We start from the raw sequence: 6477 nt of genomic DNA on the forward strand, positions 1-6477 counted from the left end.
TGACTCCTTAAGCCGTTTTCAGGTCGCCAACCGGGCGGGCTGGCTCAACCGGGGGATAGTACGGTTCGTTATGGCGCGCTTTGTTACGCAGACCTTCCGGCACTTCATAGAGTGGGCCGAGGTGCTGATACTGCTGCGCCATATCGAGATATTTTGCGCTGCCGAGCGTATCCAGCCAGCGGAACGCGCCGCCGTGGAACGGAGGGAAGCCCAGACCGTAAACCAGCGCCATATCCGCTTCTGCCGGACTGGCGATGATGCCTTCTTCCAGACAGCGCACCACTTCGTTGACCATCGGAATCATCATGCGGGCGATAATCTCTTCGTCGCTGAAGTCGCGCTTCGGCTGGCTGACCTCTGCCAGCAGGCTGTCCACGGCCGCATCTTCTTCTTTCTTCGGCTTGCCTTTGCTGTCTTCTTTATAGCGCCAGAATCCCAGACCGTTTTTCTGACCATAGTGGCTGGCGTCAAACAGCGCGTCGATGGCATCACGATAATCTTTCTGCATACGCTGTGGGAAACCGGCCGCCATGACTGCCTGCGCATGATGCGCGGTATCAATCCCGACCACATCCAGCAGATAAGCCGGGCCCATCGGCCAGCCAAACTGTTTCTCCATCACTTTGTCGACTTTGCGGAAATCGGCGCCGTCGCGCAGTAGCTGGCTGAAACCGGCGAAATACGGGAACAGTACGCGGTTAACAAAGAAGCCGGGGCAGTCGTTGACCACAATCGGCGTTTTGCCCATTTTGCTGGCCCAGGCGACGACTTTAGCGATGGTTTCATCCGAGCTTTTCTCACCGCGGATGATTTCAACCAGCGGCATCCGGTGTACCGGGTTAAAGAAGTGCATGCCGCAGAAGTTTTCCGGGCGCTTCAGCGCGCTTGCCAGTTCACTAATTGGAATGGTGGACGTATTTGACGCCAGCACGGTATCCGGGCGGACGTTGTCTTCGGTCTCCGCCAGTACCGCTTTCTTCACTTTCGGGTTTTCCACTACCGCTTCGACCACCACATCAACGCGATCAAAACCGGCGTAGTTCAGCGTTGGGTGAATCGTTGAAATCACGCCCGCCAGTTTCAGGCCGTCGATCCTGCCGCGTTCCAGCTGCTTATTCAGTAGTTTCGCCGCTTCGGTCATGCCCAGCATCAGGGATTTGTCGTTGATATCTTTCATGATCACTGGCACGCCTTTCCAGGCTGACTGGTAAGCGATGCCGCCGCCCATAATACCTGCGCCCAGTACGGCTGCCTGCTTCGGTGTTTCAACGTCTTTGGTCAGCTTTTTCGCTTTACCTTTCACGAACTGATCGTTGAGGAAGATACCGACCAGCGCGCGGGCTTCATTGGTATGCGCCAGCGGGACAAAGCTTTTATTTTCCAGATTCAGGGCTTCTTCACGGCCAAAGCGTGCGGCGGCTTCGATCGTTTTCACGGCGGTCATCGGGGCGGGGTAATGCTTCCCGGCCGTCTGCGCCACCATGCCTTTGGCGATGGTAAAGCTCATCGCCGCTTCAATTTTACTGAGCTTCAACGGTTCCAGCTTCGGCTGGCGTTTAGCTTTCCAGTCCAGTGAGCCGTCAATCGCCTGACGTAATACCGCTATTGCGCCATCAAGCAGTTTTTCCTGTTTCACGATACCGTCGACCAGGCCGATTTTCAGCGCCTGCTCAGCGCCGATGTCTTTCCCGGCAGCAATAATTTCCAGCGCGCTGTCAGCGCCCAGCATACGCGGCATACGGACAGAACCGCCAAAGCCCGGCATGATGCCCAGCTTCGTTTCTGGCAGGCCAATGCGCAGATCCGGCGTCACCAGACGATAATCGGTTGCCAGTACGCACTCGCAGCCGCCGCCCAGCGCATAGCCGTTGATGGCGGAAAGCGTTGGCACCGGTAAATCTTCGAGGCGATTAAAGACGCTATTGGCAAAGTGCAGCCACTGGCTTAACTGTTCTTCAGGAACAAGGAACAGCGAAAGGAATTCGGTGATATCAGCACCGACAATAAAGGCTGCTTTGTTAGAGCGCAGCAGCAGCCCTTTTAAATCTGTTTGCTTTTCCAGCACGTCCAGCGCCTGGCCGAGGCTGGCGACGGTCGCAGTGTCGAGTTTATTGACCGATCCTGGGGCATCGAACACCAGTTCGGCGATGCCATCTTCCAGCCAGTCGAGGTACAGGGTGTCGCCTTTGTAAAGCATGTCAGTCTCCTGAATCCGCAAGGTGATCTGGTCATACCAGATGAAGCGAGTGTGTATTTTGTGTTAAAAAAATGCAAATGAGAGATTAAAAAAATGCCGATGCGATCACGCTCGGCAGAAATCACGCTCTCCCGGAGCGATGTGCTAAGATGCGGAGACTCGAGGTCAAAAAAACAGAAGGGTAGAAAATGGAATCACTGGCCGCACTCTATAAAAATCATATCGTTACCTTACAAGAACGGACGCGTGACGCACTGGCGCGTTTTAAGCTGGATGCGCTACTTATTCACTCCGGCGAGCTTATCAACGTCTTCCTCGACGACCATCCCTATCCGTTTAAAGTTAACCCGCAGTTTAAAGCCTGGGTACCGGTCACACAGGTTCCAAATTGCTGGTTGCTGGTCGATGGCGTGAATAAACCCAAACTGTGGTTCTACCTGCCGGTGGATTACTGGCACAACGTTGAGCCGCTGCCCACGTCGTTCTGGACCGAAGAGGTAGAGGTGATTGCCCTGCCGAAAGCCGACGGTATTGGCAGCCAGCTCCCTGCCGCGCGCGGTAATATCGGTTACATCGGTCCGGTGCCGGAGCGTGCGCTGCAACTGGATATCGCCGCCAGCAACATCAACCCGAAAGGGGTGATCGATTACCTGCATTACTACCGTGCGTACAAAACGGATTACGAACTGGCCTGTATGCGTGAAGCGCAGAAAACGGCGGTGAACGGCCATCGCGCGGCAGAAGAAGCGTTCCGTTCCGGTATGAGCGAGTTCGACATTAACCTGGCTTACCTGACCGCGACCGGCCACCGTGACACCGATGTGCCTTATAGCAATATCGTGGCGCTCAACGAGCACGCTTCGGTTCTTCATTACACCAAACTGGATCATCGCGCGCCGTCTGAAATGCGCAGCTTCCTGCTGGATGCCGGGGCGGAATATAACGGTTACGCCGCAGACCTGACGCGTACCTGGGCGGCAAACAATGACACCGATTACGCTCAGTTAATCAAAGATGTGAATGACGAACAGCTGGCGCTGATTGCGACCATGAAAGCGGGCGTCAGCTACGTGGATTATCACATTCAGTTCCATCAACGCATCGCGAAATTGCTGCGTAAGCATCAGATTGTCACCGATATCAGCGAAGAAGCGATGGTCGAGAACAATCTCACCGGGCCGTTTATGCCGCACGGTATTGGTCATCAACTGGGTCTTCAGGTTCATGATGTTGCAGGCTTTATGCAGGACGATACCGGGACGCATCTGGCCGCGCCGTCGAAATACCCTTATCTGCGCTGCACCCGCGTGCTGCAACCGCGCATGGTGTTGACCATTGAGCCGGGGATCTACTTTATCGAATCGCTGTTGGCGCCGTGGCGCGAGGGGCAATTCAGCAAGCACTTCAACTGGCAGAAAATTGAAGCGCTGAAACCGTTCGGCGGCATTCGTATTGAAGACAACGTGGTGATTCACGAAAACGGTGTTGAAAATATGACGCGGGATTTGAAACTGGCGTGATGGACAGCTGGTTAATCCCTGCGGCGCCGGTCACTGTCGAGGAAGAGATCAAAAAAAGCCGCTTCATTACGCTGCTCGCCCACACGGACGGCGTTGAAGCGGCGAAAGCCTTTGTTGATGCTGTCAGAGCGGCGCATCCAGATGCGCGTCATCATTGCGTGGCATGGGTGGCGGGCGCGCCGGATGATTCACAACAGCTGGGATTTTCTGATGATGGCGAACCGGCGGGAACGGCGGGCAAACCGATGCTTGCCCAGCTAATGGGCAGCGGCGTTGGCGAGATCACCGCTGTCGTGGTGCGTTACTATGGCGGTATTCTGCTCGGCACCGGTGGGCTGGTAAAAGCCTACGGCGGCGGCGTGAATCAGGCGTTGCGTCAGTTAACGACGCAGCGCAAGACGCCGTTAACCGAATATACTTTGCAGTGTGAGTACGGCCAACTGGCCGGAATAGAAGCATTATTAGGGCAGTTTGCCGGTCAAATCGTTACCAGCGATTATCAGGCATTCGTTCGGCTCAGGGTGGCGCTTCCTTATGCGAATGTGGATGAATTTTCAGCAAGGCTGGCGGATTTTAGCCGTGGTTCATTGCAATTGTTAGCGATTGAAGAATAATCCCACCTCATTTTGAAGAACAAAGGAAGCGGCAGAGATGCATTTTCGCGCCATTACCCGAATCGTTGGACTGTTGGTCATTTTATTTTCGGGAACAATGATCCTCCCTGGACTGGTTGCGTTGATCTACCGTGATGGGGCGGGGCGGGCATTCACGCAGACATTCTTTGTCGCACTGGTGATCGGCTCTCTGCTGTGGTGGCCCAACCGCCGGGAGAAAGGCGAGCTTAAATCCCGCGAAGGGTTTCTCATTGTGGTGCTGTTCTGGACCGTACTGGGAAGCGTGGGGGCGTTGCCGTTTATCTTCTCTGAAAGCCCGAACCTCACTATTACCGATGCTTTTTTTGAATCATTCTCCGGCTTAACGACAACGGGCGCGACGACGCTGGTGGGGCTGGACTCTTTACCGCACGCGATTCTCTTTTACCGCCAGATGCTGCAATGGTTTGGCGGGATGGGGATCATTGTGCTGGCGGTGGCGATTCTCCCTATCCTCGGCGTCGGGGGGATGCAGCTCTACCGCGCAGAAATGCCGGGGCCGCTGAAAGACAATAAAATGCGCCCGCGTATTGCGGAAACGGCAAAGACGCTATGGCTGATTTATGTGTTACTGACGGTGGCCTGCGCGCTGGCGCTATGGTTCGCCGGAATGCCCGCGTTTGACGCCATTGGGCACAGTTTTTCTACTATCGCCATTGGCGGTTTCTCTACGCACGATGCCAGCGTCGGTTATTTCGATAGCCCGACCATTAACAGCATCATGGCTATCTTCTTGCTGATCTCTGGCTGTAACTACGGTCTGCACTTCTCTTTATTAAGCGGGCGCAGCCTGAAAGTTTACTGGCGTGACCCTGAATTTCGCATGTTCATTGGCGTTCAGTTGACGCTGGTGGTGATCTGTACGCTGGTGCTGTGGTTCCACGATATCTATAACTCGGCGCTGACCACGCTCAACCAGGCGTTCTTTCAGGTCGTATCAATGGCGACAACCGCCGGGTTTACCACCGACAGCATCGCCCGCTGGCCGCTCTTTCTGCCGGTGCTGCTGTTATGCTCTGCGTTTATCGGCGGCTGTGCGGGGTCAACGGGCGGCGGGCTGAAGGTGATCCGCATCTTGCTGCTGTTCAAACAGGGGAACCGTGAACTGAAGCGTCTGGTCCATCCGAATGCGGTTTACAGTATAAAACTGGGGCACCGTGCGCTGCCGGAACGTATCCTCGAAGCGGTATGGGGATTCTTTTCTGCTTATGCCTTAGTCTTTATTGTCAGTATGCTAGCCATTATCGCGACTGGCGTGGATGACTTTTCCGCGTTTGCCTCCGTTGTGGCGACCCTTAACAACCTGGGGCCAGGGTTAGGTGTGGTTGCGGACAACTTTGCCAGCATGAACCCTGTTGCGAAATGGATTCTGATCGCCAATATGTTATTTGGTCGTCTTGAAGTCTTTACTTTGCTGGTACTTTTTACCCCTACCTTCTGGCGTGAATAATGGAGTAACACGTGAAAACATTGATTCTTTTTTCTACCCGGGACGGACAAACGCGCGAGATAGCTTCTTATCTGGCCTCGGAATTAAAGGAGTTGGGGATCTGGGCGGATGTGATTAATCTCCATCGTACTGAAGAGCTGGACTGGCAAAGTTACGATCGCGTGGTGATTGGCGCCTCTATTCGTTATGGTCATTACCATGCCGCTTTCCAGGAGTTTGTGAAGAAGCACGCTACGCGCCTGAACGCGATGCCGAGTGCGTTTTATTCCGTTAACCTGGTCGCGCGTAAACCTGAAAAGCGCACACCGCAGACCAACAGCTACGCGCGCAAGTTTCTGATGAGTTCGCAGTGGCGACCCGATCTTTGCGCCGTTATTGCTGGCGCGCTTCGTTACCCTCGTTACCGCTGGTATGACCGTCTGATGATTAAACTCATTATGAAGATGTCTGGCGGTGAAACGGATACGAGTAAAGAAGTGGTCTATACCGACTGGGAACAAGTGGCGAATTTTGCCCGCGACATCGCCCAATTAACCAACAAATCGTTGGCAAAATAAACGTAAAGAATAAAAAACACGCAGTCGGAAAATAATTTTAAATTTCCCCTTGTCAGGCCGGAATAACTCCCTATAATGCGCCTCCACTGACACGGAACAA

At 54.2% G+C, this 6477-nt stretch carries 5 protein-coding genes; 4 read left to right on the forward strand and 1 reads right to left on the reverse strand.

The genetic code is table 11. The annotated features are described in order from the left end of the window. Positions 1-7: 7 nt before the first annotated feature. A complete protein-coding gene (gene fadB / locus OGX84_RS02660; protein ID WP_112002529.1) occupies positions 8-2197 on the reverse strand; it encodes a fatty acid oxidation complex subunit alpha FadB in 2190 nt (729 codons plus the stop codon). 188 nt (positions 2198-2385) lie between these two features. Between fadB and pepQ the strand changes: the two genes are divergently transcribed. The 4 genes from pepQ to hemG are packed head-to-tail and all read left to right on the forward strand — an operon-like array spanning position 2386 to position 6377. Next, positions 2386-3717, forward strand: coding sequence for a Xaa-Pro dipeptidase (gene pepQ / locus OGX84_RS02665; protein WP_012131193.1), 1332 nt, complete (start codon positions 2386-2388; stop codon positions 3715-3717). Then, positions 3717-4331, forward strand: coding sequence for an IMPACT family protein (locus OGX84_RS02670; RefSeq protein WP_012131194.1), 615 nt, complete (start codon positions 3717-3719; stop codon positions 4329-4331). Before pepQ ends, OGX84_RS02670 begins: the two co-directional genes overlap by 1 nt. Before the next feature lie 37 nt (positions 4332-4368). Further along, a complete protein-coding gene (gene trkH / locus OGX84_RS02675) occupies positions 4369-5820 on the forward strand; it encodes a Trk system potassium transporter TrkH (protein WP_012131195.1) in 1452 nt (483 codons plus the stop codon). Positions 5821-5831: 11 nt separating this feature from the next. Then, positions 5832-6377: a menaquinone-dependent protoporphyrinogen IX dehydrogenase gene (gene hemG / locus OGX84_RS02680; protein ID WP_047459942.1), complete on the forward strand. Its 546-nt coding sequence runs from the start codon at positions 5832-5834 to the stop codon at positions 6375-6377. Positions 6378-6477: the final 100 nt, after the last annotated feature.

It is taken from the genome of Citrobacter sp. CK202, assembly GCF_030333225.1.
Classification (GTDB): Bacteria; Pseudomonadota; Gammaproteobacteria; order Enterobacterales; family Enterobacteriaceae; genus Citrobacter_B; species Citrobacter_B koseri.